Annotated in this window: 13 protein-coding genes; 4 read left to right on the top strand and 9 right to left on the bottom strand. The window is 70.1% G+C overall.

Translation table 11 applies throughout. The features are described 5' to 3' along the window. Positions 1 to 23: 23 nt before the first annotated feature. A complete protein-coding gene (locus tag ACZ6YG_RS14240) occupies positions 24 to 1,118 on the bottom strand; it encodes a site-2 protease family protein (RefSeq protein WP_187281139.1) in 1,095 nt (364 codons plus the stop codon). Between the two features lie 225 nt (positions 1,119 to 1,343). On the opposite strand from ACZ6YG_RS14240, the gene ACZ6YG_RS14235 reads away from it, so the two are divergent. The 3 genes from ACZ6YG_RS14235 to ACZ6YG_RS14225 are packed head-to-tail and all read left to right on the top strand — an operon-like array spanning position 1,344 to position 4,127. Further along, positions 1,344 to 2,204, top strand: a complete 861-nt coding sequence (locus ACZ6YG_RS14235; protein ID WP_364230695.1) for a RecB family exonuclease — start codon at positions 1,344 to 1,346, stop codon at positions 2,202 to 2,204. 58 nt (positions 2,205 to 2,262) lie between these two features. Continuing rightward, positions 2,263 to 3,438, top strand: coding sequence for a sensor histidine kinase (locus ACZ6YG_RS14230; protein ID WP_466018212.1), 1,176 nt, complete (start codon positions 2,263 to 2,265; stop codon positions 3,436 to 3,438). Further along, entirely contained in the window at positions 3,435 to 4,127 is a 693-nt protein-coding gene (locus ACZ6YG_RS14225) for a response regulator (RefSeq protein ID WP_148031410.1), read from the top strand. The genes ACZ6YG_RS14230 and ACZ6YG_RS14225 overlap by 4 nt, the downstream gene beginning before the upstream one ends. A gap of 27 nt (positions 4,128 to 4,154) precedes the next feature. Here ACZ6YG_RS14225 and ACZ6YG_RS14220 read toward each other — a convergent pair whose 3' ends face one another. From ACZ6YG_RS14220 to metH, 8 genes are all read right to left on the bottom strand, one after another. Beyond that, entirely contained in the window at positions 4,155 to 5,150 is a 996-nt protein-coding gene (locus ACZ6YG_RS14220; RefSeq protein ID WP_148034541.1) for an ABC transporter ATP-binding protein, read from the bottom strand. Positions 5,151 to 5,182: 32 nt separating this feature from the next. Then, positions 5,183 to 6,208 carry an ABC transporter ATP-binding protein gene (locus ACZ6YG_RS14215; RefSeq protein ID WP_219545729.1) on the bottom strand — a complete coding sequence of 342 codons (1,026 nt, stop codon included), beginning with the start codon at positions 6,206 to 6,208 and terminating at the stop codon, positions 5,183 to 5,185. Then, positions 6,205 to 7,218, bottom strand: a complete 1,014-nt coding sequence (locus ACZ6YG_RS14210; RefSeq protein WP_219545730.1) for an ABC transporter permease — start codon at positions 7,216 to 7,218, stop codon at positions 6,205 to 6,207. The genes ACZ6YG_RS14215 and ACZ6YG_RS14210 overlap by 4 nt, the downstream gene beginning before the upstream one ends. An 84-nt stretch (positions 7,219 to 7,302) precedes the next feature. Continuing rightward, positions 7,303 to 9,066, bottom strand: coding sequence for an ABC transporter substrate-binding protein (locus ACZ6YG_RS14205; protein ID WP_219545731.1), 1,764 nt, complete (start codon positions 9,064 to 9,066; stop codon positions 7,303 to 7,305). Positions 9,067 to 9,111: 45 nt separating this feature from the next. Further along, on the bottom strand, positions 9,112 to 10,104 hold the full coding sequence (locus ACZ6YG_RS14200; protein ID WP_219545732.1) for an ABC transporter permease: 993 nt from the start codon (positions 10,102 to 10,104) through the stop codon (positions 9,112 to 9,114). 228 nt (positions 10,105 to 10,332) lie between these two features. Further along, positions 10,333 to 10,830 (bottom strand): cellulose synthase, encoded by a 498-nt coding sequence (locus ACZ6YG_RS14195; protein ID WP_466018211.1) that lies wholly within the window; start codon positions 10,828 to 10,830, stop codon positions 10,333 to 10,335. A 182-nt stretch (positions 10,831 to 11,012) separates the two neighbouring features. After that, the gene (locus ACZ6YG_RS14190) at positions 11,013 to 11,657 is read right to left on the bottom strand and encodes an HAD family hydrolase (protein WP_148031405.1); all 645 of its coding nucleotides are present in this window, start codon (positions 11,655 to 11,657) and stop codon (positions 11,013 to 11,015) included. Between the two features lie 26 nt (positions 11,658 to 11,683). Next, positions 11,684 to 15,148 carry a methionine synthase gene (gene metH, locus ACZ6YG_RS14185; RefSeq protein WP_148031404.1) on the bottom strand — a complete coding sequence of 1,155 codons (3,465 nt, stop codon included), beginning with the start codon at positions 15,146 to 15,148 and terminating at the stop codon, positions 11,684 to 11,686. A 308-nt stretch (positions 15,149 to 15,456) separates the two neighbouring features. Here metH and ACZ6YG_RS14180 point away from each other — a divergent pair, with 308 nt between their 5' ends. Further along, entirely contained in the window at positions 15,457 to 16,311 is an 855-nt protein-coding gene (locus ACZ6YG_RS14180) for a PAC2 family protein (RefSeq protein WP_148031403.1), read from the top strand. Positions 16,312 to 16,326: the final 15 nt, after the last annotated feature.

Below are 16,326 nucleotides of genomic sequence, written 5' to 3'. Positions count from 1 at the left end.
GCCGCTTATTCGAGTGGGACAAATCAGACGCCGGTGAAGACCCGGTTGACGTCGGCGGTGGACAGCACGCCGTAGATCTCGCCGCCCCGCTCGACGAGGAGGTACTCGCCCGCGGGGGTTTCGCGCATGGCTTCGATGAGCGGCTCACCCACCAGGTCGGCGGCGAGGACCAGGGACGGCTCCAGGGACTTGGCCATGGAGCCGACGTTCACCCAGGGGCGCCGGTGCTCGGGCGTCGCCTGCACGGCCGACTCGTTGACGATGGCGAGCGGGCGGCCGTCGTGGTCGACCACGACGAGCGCGCCGGCGTGCTCCTCCGAGGCCCGGCGCAGCGCCTCGGCGAGCGGCGTCTCGGCCGTGACGGGGATCGCCCTGCGGGCCAGGGTGCGGGCGTTGACCTGGGGGATGCGGGCGCGGATGCGGGCCGCGCGCAGCGACTGGGAGGCGCCCATCCAGATGAAGGAGGCCAGCACGAGCGGCCAGATGAGGTCGCGGAAGTCGATCTCCTGCCCGGTGGCCGTCGCCAGCGCGAAGGGTGCGGCGACGAGCAGCGCGGCGAGGATCCGGCCGCCCCAGGCCGCGGCGACGGTGCCGGTGCCGGGATCGCGGGCGATCTTCCAGATCCCCGCGCGGAGCATGCGGCCGCCGTCGAGCGGCAGGCCGGGCAGCAGGTTGAAGACGCCGACGATGAGGTTGGCCACCCACAGCTGCCAGATGAGCACCTGCGGGATCCCGTCGCCTTCGACCAGGAAGACGTCGGCCAGCCAGCCGACGCCGGCCAGACCGAGGGAGAGCGCGGGCCCGGCGGCGGCGACCATGAACTCCTTGCCGGGGGTCGGCGGCTCCTTCTCGATCTCGGAGACGCCGCCGAGCAGGTAGAGGGTGATGCGGCGGACGGGCAGGCCGTACCACTTGGCCAGGACGCTGTGGGCCAGCTCGTGCAGCAGCACCGACACGTACAGCAGCACCGCGAAGGCGAACGCGACGCCGTAGGCCCCGGCGGCGCTCACGCCGGGGATCATGTAGCGGAAGGTGTCACCGAAGAGCCAGGTGATGAAGGCCGCGACGATGAACCACGTCCACGACACGTAGACCGGGATGCCGAACGGCTTTCCCATCAGAATTCCGGAGGATTCCTGTCGCGGGCTCTGCTCGCTCACCGCACTCCTTGCCGTCCAAGCGCCGTCCACATGCCGTCGGAGCCGTCGAACGCGCCGTCGAAAGCGCCCTCGGCCACGGGCTGTGCCTGCCTTGATGCTACGCGCCGCGCAGGGTGATCCAGGACGCGCGTGTCCCTTTTGTGCCGGGGCATTGTGTCGGAGGGGTGGCCTAGAGTGCGGGTCATGACGTTGACCGAGCCGGAGATCATCGGAGCCCTCTCCCCGTCCCGGGCGGGCGACTTCATGACCTGCCCGCTGCTCTATCGCTTCCGGGTGGTCGACCAGTTGCCGGAGAAGCCGTCGCAGGCGGCGGTGCGCGGCACGGTCGTGCACGCGGTGCTGGAGCGGCTCTACGACCTGCCGGCGCCGGAGCGGTCGGTACGCGCCGCCCTGGAGCTGCTGGAGCCGCAGTGGCTGCGGCTGCTGGAGGAGGACCCGCAGCTGGCGGAGATGTTCACCGGCGAAGGCGAGCAGGCGGCGTGGCTGGCCCAGGCGCGCGAGATGCTGGAGCGCTACTTCACGCTGGAGGATCCCACCCGGCTGGAGCCGGCCGAGCGCGAGCTCTACGTGGAGGCGGTGCTCGACGGCGGGCTGATGCTGCGGGGCTACGTCGACCGGCTGGACGTCGCGCCGACCGGCGAGGTCCGGGTGGTCGACTACAAGACGGGCAGCGCCCCGGGGCCGGAGTTCGAGGCCAAGGCGCTGTTCCAGATGAAGTTCTACGCGCTGGTGCTGTGGCGCCTGCGCCGCGAGGTGCCGCGGCTGCTGCAGCTGGTCTATCTGGGCGGCCGGGGCGAGGTGCTGCGGTACGCGCCCGACGAGGCCGATCTGCTGGCCACCGAGCGCAAGGTCAAGGCGCTGTGGAAGGCGATCGCGCGGGCGCTCGACACCGGCGAGTGGCGGGCGCGGCGCAGCCGGCTGTGCGACTGGTGCGATCACCAGGCGTTGTGCCCCGAGTTCGGCGGCACTCCCCCGCCGGTGCCCGACCGGCAGCCGGGCGACACGGTGCGCGGCAGCCGCCGCGCCGCCACCGACGAGCTGTAGTCGCCTTCTCCTCCTGCAGGAGGAGGAGCCCCGGCTCACCTGGGCTTACAGTGAAGCGGTGCGCGCAGACCGAACGACGTTCCATGACTCGGTCCTGGTGGTGCTGGCGGCCGTGGTGTCGCTGTCGCTGTTCCTGACCGAGAACGTCGGCCGGCTGGAGGCGCAGGGGCTGGTGGTCGACGGGCTGCGCGGCCCCGACTCCCTGGGCGCCTTCCTGGTGCTGTCGAGCTGCGCTCCGGTGGCGGCGCGCAGGCGCTGGCCGCTGGCGGGGCTGTGCGCGAGCCTGGTGCCCGAGACCCTGCTGGCGGCCTTCGGCTATGGCTACGGCCTCGCCGGGGTGGGGGCGCTGGTGATGCTCTATTCGGTGGCCGCCAACCGGGGGCTGGCCGCGGCGCTGGGCGGGCTGCTGGTGTCGCTGGCGGTCTACTCGGTGGGGGCGGCGGCCGGGCCGGTCCGCACGGCCCACTGGAGCGACCATCTGATGATGGCCGTGGTGCTGGTGGCGGTCTGGGGCACGGGCCGGAGCATGCGGCTGCGCAGGGCGTACCTGGAGGAGCTGAAGGACCGGGCGGCGCGGCTGGAGCGGGCGCACGCGGCCGACACGCGGGCGGCGCGGGCGGAGGAGCGCTCCAGGATCGCGAGGGAGCTGCACGACGTGGTGGCGCATCACGTGTCGGTGATGACGGTGCAGGCGGCCGCGGCGCGCAAGGTGCTGGCGTCGGATCCCGACGTGGCGCGGGAGGCGCTGACCGCGATCGAGCACACCGGCCGGCTGGCGATGTCCGAGATGCGCGACATCGTGGGCGTGCTGCGCACCGACGCGGGCGTGGAGCTCGGGCCGCAGCCGGGGGTGCGCGATCTGCCCGCGCTGGTGGAGCAGATGACGGAGGCGGGCCTGCCGGCGCGGCTGTCGGTCGAGGGCGAGGCGGTCCCGCTGCCGGCGGGCGTCGACCTGGCCGCCTACCGCACGGTCCAGGAGGCGCTGACCAACAGCCTGCGCCACGCGGGGCCGGGCGCGAAGGCGGTGGTGACCGTGCGTCACGGCCGGTGCGAGCTGGACGTGCGGGTGGTGGACGACGGGCGCGGCGAGGCGGCGCGGCCGGAGGAGGCGGGTCACGGTCTGGTCGGAATTCGCGAGCGGGTGGCCCTCTGTGGTGGAATTCTGAACATCGGCCCGAAATCGGGGGGCGGTTTCGAGGTGCGGGCGAGGTTCCCGTTGAAGGACGGATCATGACGATCAGGGTGCTGCTGGTGGACGACCAGCCGCTGCTGCGCACCGGTTTCCGCCTGATCCTCGAGGCAGAGCCCGACATCACGGTGGTCGGTCAGGCGGGCGACGGCAAGGCCGCGCAGGAGCAGACGAGGGCGCTGCTGCCGGACGTGGTGCTGATGGACATCCGCATGCCGGGGGTCGACGGGATCGAGGCGACCCGCCGGATCGTCCGCGACGCGCCCCGGGCGGTGCCGTCGGCGCACGTGCCGAAGGTGCTGGTGCTGACGACCTTCGACCTGGACGAGTACATCGTGGAGGCGCTGCGGTCGGGGGCGTCGGGGTTCCTGCTGAAGGACGTGCCGCCGGACGAGCTGGTGCAGGCGATCCGGGTGGTGGCGGCGGGCGACGCGATCGTGGCGCCGAGCGTCACGCGCAGGCTGCTCGACCGGTTCGCGGCCCGGCTGCCGGCGGCTCACGAGCAGCCCGCGCCCGCGCGGCTCGACCGGCTGACCGAGCGGGAGCTGGAGGTGCTGCGGCTGATCGCCAAAGGCATGTCCAACGCGGAGATCGCGGCCAAGCTGGTGGTCAGCGAGACGACGGTCAAGACCCACGTCGGCAACGTGCTGACGAAGCTGGGGCTGCGCGACCGCGTCCAGGCGGTGGTGCTGGCCTACGAGACGGGGCTGATCACCCCGGGCGCCCTGTCGTAGCGGACGCCCGGGGCGGCGATCAGGCGATCAGGCCTGGGCGGTGTCGTCCGCGGCGGCTCCCGCGGTGGCGACCGGGGCGTTCTCCGGGAAGTGGCAGGCCACCTGGTGGCCGTCGGCCAGCTTCTCCAGCGGCGGCTCGACCTTCTTGCAGATCTCCTGCGCCTTCCAGCAGCGGGTGTGGAAGCGGCAGGCGGGCGGCGGGTTGAGCGGGCTGGGCACGTCGCCGGTGAGGCGGATGCGCTCGCGGTCCCTGCGCGCCTTCGGGTCGGGCACCGGCACCGCCGACAGCAGCGCGTTGGTGTAGGGGTGCATGGGCGTCGCGTACAGGCTCTTGCGGTCGGCGATCTCGACGATCTTGCCGAGGTACATGACCGCGACCCGGTCGCTGATGTGCCGCACCACCGACAGGTCGTGGGCGATGACCACGTAGGTGAGGTCGAGCTCGCTCTGCAGGTCCTCCAGCAGGTTGACCACCTGGGCCTGGATGGACACGTCGAGGGCGGAGACGGGCTCGTCGGCGATGATCAGCTTGGGCTTGAGCGCGAGCGTGCGGGCGATGCCGATGCGCTGGCGCTGGCCGCCGGAGAACTCGTGCGGGTAGCGGTTGTAGTGCTCGGGGTTGAGCCCGACCAGCTCCAGGATGTCCTGGACGGCCTTCTTGGTGCCCTGCTCGGTCTTGATGCCCTGGATGCGGAAGGGCGCGCCGACGATGGCGCCGACCGTGTGCCGGGGGTTGAGCGACGAGTACGGATCCTGGAAGATCATCTGCATGTCGCGGCGGAGCGGCCGGAGCTTGCCCTGGCTCAGGTGGGTGATGTCCTGGCCCTCGAAGACCACCTTGCCGCCGGTGGGCTCCAGGAGGCGGGTGACCAGCCGCCCGGTGGTGGACTTGCCGCAGCCGGACTCGCCCACCAGGCCGAGGGTCTCGCCCTTGAACACCTCGAAACTGATCCCGTCGACCGCCTTGACGGCGCCGACCTGCCTTCTGAACAGGCCCGCGGTCACAGGGAAGTGCTTCTCCATGTTGTGCACGGAAAGAAGCGGCTCGTTCTCGCTCACTGGGTCTCCAGGACTGGCTTGATCTCGTTCTCCCACAGCGCCCGCCGTTCCGTCCTGGGCATGTGACAGCGCACCAGGTGGCCGCGCTCGGTCGGGGCCAGGTCGGGGACCTCGGTGGACGCGCGCCCCTCGGTGCGCTCGGCGTACGGGCAGCGGGGGTGGAAGGCGCAGCCCGGCGGCACGTTGATGAGGGACGGCGGGGAGCCCTTGATCGGCAGCAGCCGTTCGGTCGGCTCGCGGTCGAGCCGGGGCATCGAGCCGAGCAGCCCCCAGGTGTAGGGGTGCTCGGGCTGGTAGAAGATGTCGTCGGCCTTGCCGTACTCGACGCATTTGCCCGCGTACATGACGAGGATGTCGTCGGACAGCTCGGCCACCACGCCGAGGTCGTGCGTGATGATGATGAGCGCGGAGTTGAACTCGCGCTGCAGGTCGCGCATCAGGTCGAGGATCTGCGCCTGCACGGTCACGTCGAGCGCGGTGGTCGGCTCGTCGGCGATGAGCAGCTCGGGGTCGCAGGAGAGCGCCATGGCGATCATCGCGCGCTGGCGCATGCCGCCGGAGAACTCGTGCGGGTAGCTGTCGACGCGCCTGGCCGGCTCCGGGATGCCGACGCGGCCGAGCAGGTCGATGGCGTGCTTGCGGGCGACCTGCTTGCTGACGTCGTGGTGGATCCGGTAGGCCTCGATGATCTGGTGGCCGACGCTGTAGTACGGGTGCATCGACGAGAGCGGGTCCTGGAAGATCATCGCCATCTTCTTGCCCCGCAGGCGGCGTACCTGCTCGGCGGACATGGCGACGAGCTCCTCGTCGTCGAGCCAGATCTCGCCGGAGATCTGGGCCCGGCCGCCCTTGTGCAGGCCGAGGATGCCGAGGCTGGTCACGCTCTTGCCGGAGCCGGACTCGCCCACGATGCCGAGGGTACGGCCGCGTTCGAGGGAGAAGGTGAGACCGTCGACCGACCTGACGAGGCCGTCGTCGGTGGGGAAATGGATCTTCAGGTCCTTGACGTCAAGAAAGCTCACGACAACCTCACCCTCGGGTCGACCCAGGCGTAGAGCAGGTCGACGATCAGGCTCGCGACGACCACGAAGCTCGCGGCGAACAGGACCACTCCCATGACCTGCGGCAGATCCTGGTTTCTGATGGCCAGGATGGCGAACTGACCGAGGCCGGGCAGAGTATAGGTGGTCTCGGTGAGGATGGCGCCACCGATCAGCAGGCCGAAGTCGATGCCGAAGAGGGTCAGGATGGGGGTGAGCGCGGCCCGCAGGCCGTGTTTGACCACCACATCCCGTTCTCGCAGGCCCTTGGCTCTGGCGGTGCGGATGTAGTCCTCCCCCATGGTGTCCAGCATGCCCGCGCGGGTGAGCCGCGCATAGGTGGCGGCGAACAGGAACGCGAGCGTGATCCATGGCAGCAGCAGGTTGTAGGCCCACTGCGCCGGATTCTCTGTGAAGTCCGTCCACGAGCCGCCCGGCGGTGTCCAGCCGAGTCCGTAGGAGAAGACGACGAGCGAGACCATGCCGGTGAAGAAGATGGGCAGCGACACGCCGGCCAGGGCGGTGCCCATCGACAGGCGGTCGAAGAAGCTGCCGCGCCGCAGCGCGGAGATGACTCCTACGGAGACGCCGGCGACCACCCAGAGGATCGCGGCGCCGATGGCGAGGGAGAACGTCACCGGCATGCGGTCGATCAGGTCAGGCCAGACGGGCTGGCCGCTGATGAAGGAGTAGCCGAGGCAGGGCGCCGGGCAGTGCTCCACACCCGCGCCGTAGTCGTACTCGGCACCGAGGAAGATGCCTTTGAGGAACCGGCCGTACTGCACGATCACGGGATCGTTGAATCCCAGCCGCTCGGCGACCAGGGCCACCGTCTCCTCCGTGGCCGCGCGGCCGACGTACCGCGAGGCGAGGGACTCGGGGGTGGACCCGGCCCACTGCGGCACGACGAAGAAGATGCCGAAGGTGACCATGCTGATCACGATCAACATGGCGATCGCGCCGATGAATCGTCTGATGATGTATGTGAGCACCGCTACCGGCCGGATGGCCTGCCCGTCGCCGGGCAGGCCATCCCTGCCTTCACCTGCCTTCGCTAGATCCCCGTACCTCGCCTGCTATTCGACGCCGAGCAAGATGTAGTCGTACATGCTCTGGCCTTCGTTGTAGGCGATGTTGGTGACGCCCTGGCCGCGCATGAGCAGGGCCTTGGCCCAGACCACGGGCAGCAGGGAGGCGTCCTCCATGACCGCCTTGTCGACTTCCACCCACAGCTTGGCGCGGGCCGTCGCGTCGAGCTCGGCCGAAGCCTGGTCGATCAGACCGTCGACCTTGTCGCTCTTGACGCTCAGGTTGTAGTTGCCGGCGTCGCGGATGGTGCGGCTGTCGACGATGGCCTGCATGAAGCCGTAGCCGTCGGGCCAGTCGGAGCCCCAGCCGTGACCGGCCAGGCCGATGTTGTTCTTCTTGACGTACTCGACGTTGCCGGCGTAGTCGGAGAAGTAGCTGGAGGCCGGGAAGCCCTTGAGGTTGAGCTTGATGTTGGCCTTGGCCAGCGCCTGCTGCATGGCCTCGGCCAGCGCCTTCTCGCGCGGGCGGTCGGCCCGGTAGACCATCGTGGTCTCGAAGCCGTCAGCCTGGCCGCAGGCGGTGAGGGCCTGCTTGGCCTTCTCGACGTCGCCCTTGTTCTCCGGCGTCTGGTAGAGGTCGAACTTCTCCTGGCCGACGATGGGCGGCGGCATGACGTTGGTCGCGATGTCGCCACCGGCGACCGGGCCTCCGTAGGCGGTCTGGTTGGCCACGCGGTCGGCGGCGAACATGACGGCCTTGCGGCACTCGACGTTGTCCAGCGGCGGGTTGTCCGGGATCACCGAGATGTACCAGAGCCTCGGGATCACCGGGTTGTCCGTGCGGGCCTTCATCGCCGGGTCAGGGAGCACCTTGCCGAGCGCGGCCGGCTGGAGACCGGTGCCGGGGATGTCCAGGTGGATGTCACCGGCGATGAGCTGGTTGTCGAGGTCGTCGGCGTTGACGTTGAGCTGGACCTCGATGCGGTCGGGCAGCGCGGGACGGTTCGGGTCCGTCGCCGGGTCCCACTGGTCGTTGCGGACCAGGGTGAAGCGCTTGCCGATCTCGTTGGTCTCGAACTTGTACGGACCGGACGAGACGACCTTCTCCCGGTACTTCGCACCGGTGTCCTTGTCCTTCGGCACCGGAGCCGTCATCGGCATCTGGACCACGTAGTCCATCGACGCGAACGGGTTCTTCAGGTGGAAGACGATGGTCTGGTCGTCAGGGGTCTCGATGGCGGAGCTGTAGTCGGCGTCCGGGGTCTTGTAGACGCCCTTGAAGTCCTTCGGCCAGTCGAGCAGCTCGTTGAGGTACGACGGGCCGTGCGGGAAGGTCTCCTTGTCGAAGGAGCGGGCCACCGCGTAGGCGACGTCCTTCGAGGTGATCGGGGTGCCGTCCTCGAACTTGAGACCCGACTTGATCTTGTACGTCCAGGTCTTGCCGTCGGCGCTCGGCTCACCGAGGGACTCGGCGAGGTCCGGGATGACGGTGTTGCCCTCGGCGCCCGGTCCGGGCTTGTACATCGTCAGCGTCCGCCAGTAGAACCGGCCGAAGTTGAACGAGTAGCCGTAGTAGGTGTCGCCGGGGTCGAGGCTGTCCCAGTCGGAGGAGTGCGCGGCCTTGAGGGTCCCGCCCTTCTTGGTGGAAGGGTTGTAGACCTGGGTGAGGGCGGCATCGGCCGCGGGTTGCGCGGCCGCGCCCGAAGCCGACTGCGCCGGCTGCTGCGTACCGCCCCCTCCGCCGCCGCAGGCGGAGAGCACCAGGGCGAGCGCCGCTGTCGCGGCCCCTGCCAGTGCGGATTTCCTTCTCATTGATACCCCTTGTTAGTGGAGATGGGGATGGAGCGTTGGCGAATGTCAGTGAGCCCGGGGGTCGAAGGCGTCCCTCAACCCGTCGCCGAACAGGTTGAAGGCCAGCACGGTGATGAAGATCGCCAGACCGGGGAAGATCACGAAGTGCGGCAGCGTGTAGAACCGCACCGCTTCCGAGAGCATGCCGCCCCACGTGGGGGTGGGCGGGTTGATGCCGACGCCGAGGAAGGACAGCGCGGCCTCGAACAGGATGTTGGCCGGGATGAGCAGGGTCGCGTAGACCAGGATCGGCGCCATCAGGTTGGGCAGGATCTCCCGGAACAGGATGTAGCCGTTGCGTGCGCCCAGGCTCCTGGCGGCGTCGACGAACTCGCGCTCACGCAGCGACAGCGTCTGGCCGCGGACGATGCGCCCGATGCTGGGCCAGCTGAAGAAGCCGATGATGAAGATCAGCATGGCGATCCGCAGCCCGTTGCCCTCCAGCCCGAACCCCTCGTTCGGCATCACGCCGACCAGCGCGATCGCGAAGACGAGCAGCGGGAAGGCCAGGAACACGTCCATGATGCGGCCGATGATCTGGTCGACCCAGCCGCCGAAGTAGCCGGCGACGACGCCCATGACGGTGCCGATCAGCACCGACACGATCGTGGCCAGGAAGCCGATCAGCAGCGAGATGCCGGCCCCGGCGACGATCCGGCTGAAGATGTCGCGGCCGTTGACCGGCTCGACGCCGAGCAGGTGCTCGGCGCCCATGCCGCCGTAGGCGCCCAGGGGCAGCAGGGTGTTCGGGTCGATCGCGTCCTGGTTGAACTCCAGGGGGTCCTGACCGAACAGGTTGATGATGGGCGTGGCGAAGATCGCCATGAGGATCAGCAGGAGCACGGTGATGCCGCCGGCGAGCGCGATCTTGTCGCGCCGCAGCCGCATCCAGGCGATCCGGGTGAGGGACCGGCCCTGGACGGCTCTGTCCGCTCCGGAAAGCGTGGGCTCCGGCGGCACCTGCGCCGAAGCACCGGAAACGTCGAGCGGTGCGGTCATGCCGGATAGCCCCCTGAATTCTCAGACGACGTTGTCTGGAGTTTCGTCTTTCAGACCGCTTCGTCGCGACCTTCAGGAGGCAGAATGTATGGCCTGAGCTGCGCTGACTAGCCCCTCAGACCGCTATGTGGCTCAACTGTGATTGACGCGAAACGCATTCGTATCGATCTTGGTGGGATTGTCCACGGCCAGTCCTGGTTGCGTCTCAGATCCGTGACATACGCGGATCTAGCTGATGCCACGTCGCCGGAGAAGATCCTCGATGTCCGAGAAATCGTCATCGCCCTTCGAGGCCTTCTTGTTCTCGACGGCGGGCTTGGCGGCCGCCTGCGGCCGGCCTGCGGCGGGCGCCTGAGCGGAGGGCTTCGCGGAGGGCTTCGCCGGGGCCTCGGCGGCGGGCGCCCCGGACTCGGCCTTGCGGAGCTTACGGCCGCGCAGCACGCCGGAGACGACGAACAGCACCACCGAGAGCCCGGCCACGGCCACGCCCGACCACACCACCGGGTTGAACACCAGGTTGGCCACGAACCCCACGGCGGTGGAGCCGATGGTCCAGATCGCGCGCAGGGCGTCGGTCAGGTAGGCGGCCAGCGGCAGCAGCGCCCAGGCGAGCATCCGCAGCCCCGAGGCCGCTCCCCTGCGCCGGAACGCCAGGAAGCTCAGCACCAGCCCCGCGGCGGTCAGGCCGATGCAGAGCGGGAACCATGCGATCTGTTCGAAACCCATTCGGGACACCCCTCGGTATGCGCGTTTCTCTCCATCCTGGCACGCGATCCGGCGTCTGCCCCTCCTCCGGGAGAACCACCGATCCCTTAGGGGGACCCGGCTCCCGACCTACAGGATCTCCGGGTTCGCCCCCGAGGGCTCACCCGTGCGCCTTCTCGCGCCCGTACGGGAGCGTGAGGGCGTCAGGCGGCCAGGAGGGCGCGCAGGTCGGAGGGGCCGACCTCCGCGAGAGACGAGACCACCAAGCGGCCCGGCGCCGGCTCCACCGGCAGCAGGCTGGGCACCGCGACCACCGCGCAGCCCGCGGCAGTCGCCGCGGCCACCCCGTTGGGCGAGTCCTCCAGCACCACGCAGCGCACCGGCTCGACGCCCAGCAGCTGGGCCGCCGTCAGATAGGGCTCCGGGTCGGGTTTGGTGCGGAGGACGTCGTCGGCGGTGACGACGGCGTCGAACCGGTCGCGCCCCACTTCCTTCAGCACCGCGTCCGCGATCTCCTTGAGCGAGGCGGTCACCAGCGCCACCGGCACCCCTTCGTCACGCAGCGCGTCGAGCAGCTCGGAGGCGCCCGGCATGACCCGCACGCCGCCCGCCAGGCGGGCCACCATGCCGGTCGCCATCCACTCCCGGACCGTCCACGCGGGCACCGTCGACTCCGACACGGCCAGCATGTAGTCGACGGTGCGCTCCATGGAGCCGCCGACGAGGTGGGCCTGGTGCCCGGGGGTCCACTGGGCGCCGAGCTGCTCCATCACCTCGGTCTCGACCTCCAGCCACACCGTCTCCGTGTCGACCAGGAGGCCGTCCATGTCGAAGAAAACCGCTTCCACCCGTGCTCCCTGGGACCGACGGACCGTCAGACGTTGAAGTATTTGGCCTCGGGATGGTGCGCGACGAGGGCGGAGGTGGCCTGCTCCGGGTGGAGCTGGAACTCCTCCGACAGCGTGACCCCGATGCGCTCCGGGTCGAGCAGCTGGAACAGCTGCACCTGGTCCTCGAGGTTGGGGCAGGCGGGGTAGCCGAACGAGTAGCGGCAGCCCTGGATGTTGACCTTGAGCATGTCGTCGAGCGACTCGTCGCCGCCGATGCCCCACTCCGACCGGGTGCGGGCGTGCCAGTATTCGGCCAGCGCCTCGGTGAGCTGCACCGACAGGCCGTGGAGCTCCAGGTAGTCGCGGTAGGCGTCCTTGGCGAACAGCTCGGCCGTGGCCTGGGAGATCTTGCTGCCCATGGTGACGACCTGCAGGCCGACCACGTCGGTCTCCCCCGAGTCCTTGCCCCGGAAGAAGTCGGACAGGCACAGGTGGCGGTCGCGGCGCTGGCGCGGGAACGTGAAGCGGGTGCGCTCGCCGCCCGACTCGTCGAGGATGATCAGCGAGTCGCCGTCGCTGACGCACGGGAAGTAGCCGTAGACGACGGCCGCCTCCAGCAGGCCCTCGGTCTGCAGCCGCTCCAGCCACATGCGCAGCCTCGGCCGGCCCTCGGCCTCGACCAGCTCTTCGTAGCCGGGGCCGTCGCCGCCCCTGGTCGGCTTGAGCCCCCACTGGCCGAGGAACAGCGCCCGCTCGTCGAGGAAGGCCGCGTAGTCGGCCAGCGGGATGCCCTTGACGATGCGGTCGCCGTGGAACGGCGGCTTCGGCACCGGGTTGTCGGCGGCCACGTCGGAGCGGGACGGCAGCTCCTCGACGGGGGTGCGGTCGAGCTTGGCGCCGGTCTTGACCCGCCGCTGGCGCAGCGGCGGCAGCTGGGCGCCGGCCACGCCGCGCTTGACCGCCATGATGGCGTCCATCAGGCGCAGGCCCTCGAAGGCGTCGCGGGCGTAGCGGACCTCGCCCGCGAACAGCTCGGCGAGGTCCTGCTCGACGTAGGCGCGGGTGAGCGCGGCGCCGCCGAGCAGCACGGGGTACTTCTCGGCCAGGCCCCTGGAGTTGAGCTCCTCGAGGTTCTCCTTCATGACCACGGTCGACTTGACCAGCAGGCCGGACATGCCGATGACGTCGGCCTTCTGCTCGTCGGCGGCCTCCAGGATGGCCGAGACGGGCTGCTTGATGCCGAGGTTGACGACCTCGTAGCCGTTGTTGGACAGGATGATGTCGACGAGGTTCTTGCCGATGTCGTGCACGTCGCCCTTGACGGTGGCCAGCACGATGCGGCCCTTCGTCTCGCCCTCGACCCGCTCCATGTGCGGCTCCAGCTGGGCGACGGCGGCCTTCATCACCTCGGCCGACTGCAGCACGAACGGCAGCTGCATCTGGCCGGAGCCGAACAGCTCGCCGACCGTCTTCATGCCGTCGAGCAGCACGTCGTTGATGATCTCCAGGGCGGGCCGCTGGGTCAGCGCGTCGTCGAGGTCGGTCTCCAGGCCCTTGCGCTCGCCGTCGATGATGCGCCGCTTGAGCCGCTCCCACAGCGGCAGCGCGGCCAGTTCCTCGGCCTTGCCTGCGCGCAGGGCCGCCGCGTCGACGCCCTCGAACAGGTCCATGAACCGCTGCAGCGGGTCGTAGCCCTCGCGCCGCCGGTCGTAGACCATGTCGAGGGCGACCTGGCGCTGCTCGTCGGGGATGCGCGCCATCGGCACGATCTTGGACGCGTGGACGATGGCGGAGTCGAGGCCGGCGTTGACGCACTCGTTGAGGAAGACCGAGTTGAGCACCATGCGGGCGGCCGGGTTGAGGCCGAAGCTGATGTTGGAGACGCCGAGCGTGGTCTGCACGCCGGGGTAGCGGCGCTTGAGCTCGCGGATGGCCTCGATGGTCTCCAGGCCGTCGCGCCTGGTCTCCTCCTGGCCGGTGGCGATGGGGAAGGTGAGGCAGTCGACGATGATGTCGTCGACCCGCATGCCCCAGTTGCCCGTCAGGTCGTCGACGAGGCGGCTGGCCACGCGCACCTTGTGGTCGGCGGTGCGGGCCTGGCCCTCCTCGTCGATGGTGAGCGCCACCACGGCGGCGCCGTGCTCGCGCACCAGCCGCATGATCCGCTGGAAGCGGGAGTCGGGGCCGGTGCCGTCCTCGTAGTTGACGGAGTTGACCGCGGCGCGTCCGCCGAGCATCTCCAGCCCGGCGCGCAGCACCTCCGGCTCGGTGGAGTCGAGCATGATCGGCAGGGTGGAGGCGGTGGCCAGCCGGAACGCCAGCTCCTTCATGTCGGCCACGCCGTCGCGGCCCACGTAGTCGACGCACAGGTCGAGCATGTGGGCGCCGCCGCGCGCCTGGTCGCGGGCCGTCTCCACGCAGTCGTCCCAGCGGCCTTCCAGCATGGCCTCGCGGAAGGCCCTGGAGCCGTTGGTGTTGCACCGCTCGCCGATGGCCAGGAAGGAGGTGTCCTGGCGGAACGGGATCGTCTGGTAGAGGGAGGAGACGCCGGGCTCGGGGTGCGGGCGGCGGCGGACGACCTCCCGGCCGTGCACCCGCTCGACCACCTGGCGCAGGTGCTCCGGGGTGGTGCCGCAGCAGCCGCCGACGATGGACAGGCCGTAGTCGCGGACGAAGGTCTCGTGGGCGGTCGTCAGCTCCTCGGCGCTCAGCGGGTAGTAGGCGCCGTCGGAGGTGAGCACGGGCAGGCCGGCGTTGGGCATGCACGACAGCCGCAGCCGCGAGTGGCGGGCGAGGTAGCGCAGGTGCTCGCTCATCTCGGCGGGGCCGGTGGCGCAGTTGAGGCCGATCACGTCGACGCCGAGCGGCTCGATCGCGGTGAGGGCGGCGCCGATCTCGGAGCCGAGCAGCATGGCGCCGTTGGTCTCGATCGTCACCTGGGCGATGATCGGCACGTCGCGCCCGGCCGCGTCGATCGCCCGCTTCGCGCCGAGCACGGCGGCCTTGACCTGCAGCAGGTCCTGGGAGGTCTCGACGATGAGCGCGTCGGCGCCGCCGGCGATCAGGCCGGCCGCGTTGTCGCGGTAGGCGTCGCGCAGGACGGCGAACGGCAGGTGGCCGAGCGTGGGCAGCTTCGTGCCGGGACCCATCGAGCCGAGCACGAAACGCGGCCGGTCGGGCGTGGACCAGTGGTCGGCGCGCTCCCTGGCGATCCTGGCGCCGGCCTCGGAGTATTCGTAGACGCGGTCGCCGATGTCGTACTCGCCGAGCGCGGCGAGGTTGGCGCCGAAGGTGTTGGTCTCCACGCAGTCGACGCCGACGGCGAAGTAGGCGTCGTGGACGCCCGCGACGATGTCGGGGCGGGTGACGTTGAGCACCTCGTTGCAGCCCTCGTGGCCCTGGAAGTCGTCGAGGGTCGGGTCGTGGGCCTGGAGCATCGTTCCCATGGCGCCGTCGGCGACGACGACTCGCTGGGACAGCACTTCTCGAAATGACCGGGCGATGCTCATGCGCTCCAGCTTATCGGCTGCGCCACACCGGGATCCCCCGCCCGCCGGGCCCCGCCTCGCACGTCCAGCGCCTGGTGCGACGCCCTCCCCTCCGGAAGGGGACACACCAGGACAAGGCGGCGAAGAACCGTCCTCCGGCAGGGCCCGCGGGCTCAGCTCGCAGCGTACGCCGCTCCGCCCCGTCCCTCGCCTGACCTGGCGTTCCATCACAGGCTGTACGGCGGGAGCCACTGATCGCGCTTACCACGTGACAGGAGTACCTCCTCACCGCATAGGCTTAGCGCGATGGTGCAGACAGGAGGCGACACGTGATCGAGCTCGAAGGGCTCCCCGAGCTCGTCGACCCGGTGCTCATTGCCGCGTTCGAAGGGTGGAACGACGCGGGCGAGGCCTCGAGCGGTGTGATCGCCCATCTCGAGTCCGCCTGGAAGGCCGAGCCGCTGGCCGAGCTGGACCCTGACGACTACTACGACTTCCAGGTCACCCGCCCCGTCGTGGAGATGGGCGACGGGCTGACCCGGTCGATCATCTGGCCGACGACGAGGCTGCTGCGGGCCCGGCCGCCGGGCAGCGAGCGCGACGTGGTGCTGCTGCGCGGCATCGAGCCCAACATGCGCTGGCGGTCGTTCTGCGCCGACATCATCGACGTCTGCCGGGAGCTGGGCGTCGACATGGCTGTCATGCTGGGCGCGCTGCTCAACGACTCGCCGCACACCCGTCCGGTGCCGGTCCTCGGCTCGGCCACCGACGACGGCCTGGCGCGCTCGATCAACCTGGAGCTGAGCCGCTACGAGGGCCCGACGGGCATCGTCGGCGTCCTGCAGCACGCGTTCGGCCGCGCCGGCCTGAGCGCCGTCACGCTGTGGGCGTCGGTGCCTCACTACGTGGCCCAGCCGCCCAACCCGAAGGCCACGCTGGCGCTGCTGCGCCGGTTGGAGGACGTGCTGGAGATCCCGATGCCGCTGGGCGACCTCGACGAGGAGGCCCGGGCGTGGGAGCACGGCGTCGACGAGCTGGCCTCGCAGGACAGCGAGGTGGCCGAATACGTCAAGGAGCTGGAGGAGCGCAAGGACGCGGCGGAGCTGCCCGAGGCGAGCGGCGACGCGATCGCGGCCGAGTTCGAGCGCTACCTGAGGCGCCGCGACCGCGACACCGACGGCTGACGTCCGGCGTTCACT

This window comes from Nonomuraea sp. NPDC054003 (assembly GCF_055585125.1).
This window is presented reverse-complemented; position numbering and strand designations above follow the sequence as displayed.

What these genes read in the sequence shown, in the direction of transcription:
- ACZ6YG_RS14205 (WP_219545731.1), bottom strand. Translation starts at nt 9,066, where the DNA reads ATGAGAAGGAAATCCGCACTGGCAGGGGCCGCGACAGCGGCGCTCGCC.
- ACZ6YG_RS14225 (WP_148031410.1), top strand. Translation starts at nt 3,435, where the DNA reads ATGACGATCAGGGTGCTGCTGGTGGACGACCAGCCGCTGCTGCGCACC.
- ACZ6YG_RS14240 (WP_187281139.1), bottom strand. Translation starts at nt 1,118, where the DNA reads ATGGGAAAGCCGTTCGGCATCCCGGTCTACGTGTCGTGGACGTGGTTC.
- ACZ6YG_RS14195 (WP_466018211.1), bottom strand. Translation starts at nt 10,830, where the DNA reads ATGGGTTTCGAACAGATCGCATGGTTCCCGCTCTGCATCGGCCTGACC.
- ACZ6YG_RS14220 (WP_148034541.1), bottom strand. Translation starts at nt 5,150, where the DNA reads ATGGAGAAGCACTTCCCTGTGACCGCGGGCCTGTTCAGAAGGCAGGTC.
- ACZ6YG_RS14200 (WP_219545732.1), bottom strand. Translation starts at nt 10,104, where the DNA reads ATGACCGCACCGCTCGACGTTTCCGGTGCTTCGGCGCAGGTGCCGCCG.
- ACZ6YG_RS14235 (WP_364230695.1), top strand. Translation starts at nt 1,344, where the DNA reads ATGACGTTGACCGAGCCGGAGATCATCGGAGCCCTCTCCCCGTCCCGG.
- metH (WP_148031404.1), bottom strand. Translation starts at nt 15,148, where the DNA reads ATGAGCATCGCCCGGTCATTTCGAGAAGTGCTGTCCCAGCGAGTCGTC.